Origin of the sequence: Leucobacter sp. M11 (assembly GCF_035726885.1) — a bacterium.
Lineage (GTDB): Bacteria > Actinomycetota > Actinomycetes > Actinomycetales > Microbacteriaceae > JAPFRB01.
Genome location: NZ_JAPFRB010000004.1, coordinates 464,594 through 465,712, shown reverse-complemented (window position 1 = coordinate 465,712; position 1,119 = coordinate 464,594). Strand labels below are relative to the sequence as shown.

The window sequence follows — 1,119 nt, the reverse complement described above, 5'->3', positions numbered from 1 at the left end:
GCAGGAACACCCCGCTCATCAGGGTGGAGATCCGGGTGCGTGCGCCGGAGGCCTTCACGTTCATCATCGTCTGCCCGACCACGGCGCAGCCCCCCATGCCCCCGAGGAAGCCGGTGACGATGTTCGCGATGCCCTGCCCCCGGGCCTCGCGGCTCTTGTCCGAGCGGGTGTCGGTCACGTCGTCCACGAGCTTGGCGGTGAGCAGCGATTCGAGCAGCCCCACCAGCGCCATCGAGAGCGCGAAGGGCAGGATGATGCCGAGCGTGTCCAGGGTGAGCGGCACCTGCGGCAGGAAGAACACGGGCAGCGCCTCGGGGAGCGCGCCCTCCCCGCCGACCGTGGGGACGTCGATGCCGCCGAGCACGGTGGCGATCGTGAGCACCACGATTGCCACGAGCGGGGCGGGCACCGCCTTCGTGAGGCGGCCGAGCCCCCAGATAAGCAGGAGCCCGACGGCGACGATCGGGTACACGGCCCAGGGCACCCCGATCAGCTGCGGGAGCTGGGCGAGCGCGACGAGAATTGCGAGCGCGTTCACGAAGCCGATCATGACGGAGCGCGGGATGAAGCGCATGAGCTTCGCGACGCCGAGGAGCCCGAGCAGCACCTGAATCACTCCGGCGAGGATCACGGCGGCGATGAGGTAGTCCAGCCCGTGCGAGGCCATGAGCGGGGCGATCACGAGGGCGACGGCCCCGGTCGCGGCGCTGATCATGGCGGGGCGGCCGCCGACGATGGCGGTCGTCACGGCCATCGTGAAGGAGGCGAAGAGGCCGACCCGCGGGTCCACCCCGGCGATCACGCTGAAGGCGATGGCCTCCGGGATGAGGGCGAGGGCCACCACGAGACCCGCGAGGACTTCGACGCCGAGCCACCGCGGGGTGCGCAGGGTCCGGAGCACCGACTGGCGCTGCTGGGGGCTCGGGGACGGCAGGGGGATCACCGCCCCATTCTGCCCCATGCGGGCTCGGCCGAGTGCCGCACGGACGCGGACGCGCCCGCTCGAAGCCGTTTCCGGCTACGGTGTCCCCAAGGGGCGCACGCCTCGACCGCACGGGGCGGACGAGGAGCCCCGCTCAGGGGGGGGCCATGAGCTGGACCAGGAACCACAGCAGAATC

General features: G+C 71.7%; 1 protein-coding gene. It reads right to left on the bottom strand.

Features of this window, described 5'->3' with window-relative positions; genetic code table 11:
• The coding region (locus tag OOT08_RS14325) for a SulP family inorganic anion transporter (RefSeq protein ID WP_442916257.1) at nt 1–961 on the bottom strand (961 nt) is incomplete at its 3' end.
• Between the last annotated feature and the right edge of the window lie 158 nt (nt 962–1,119).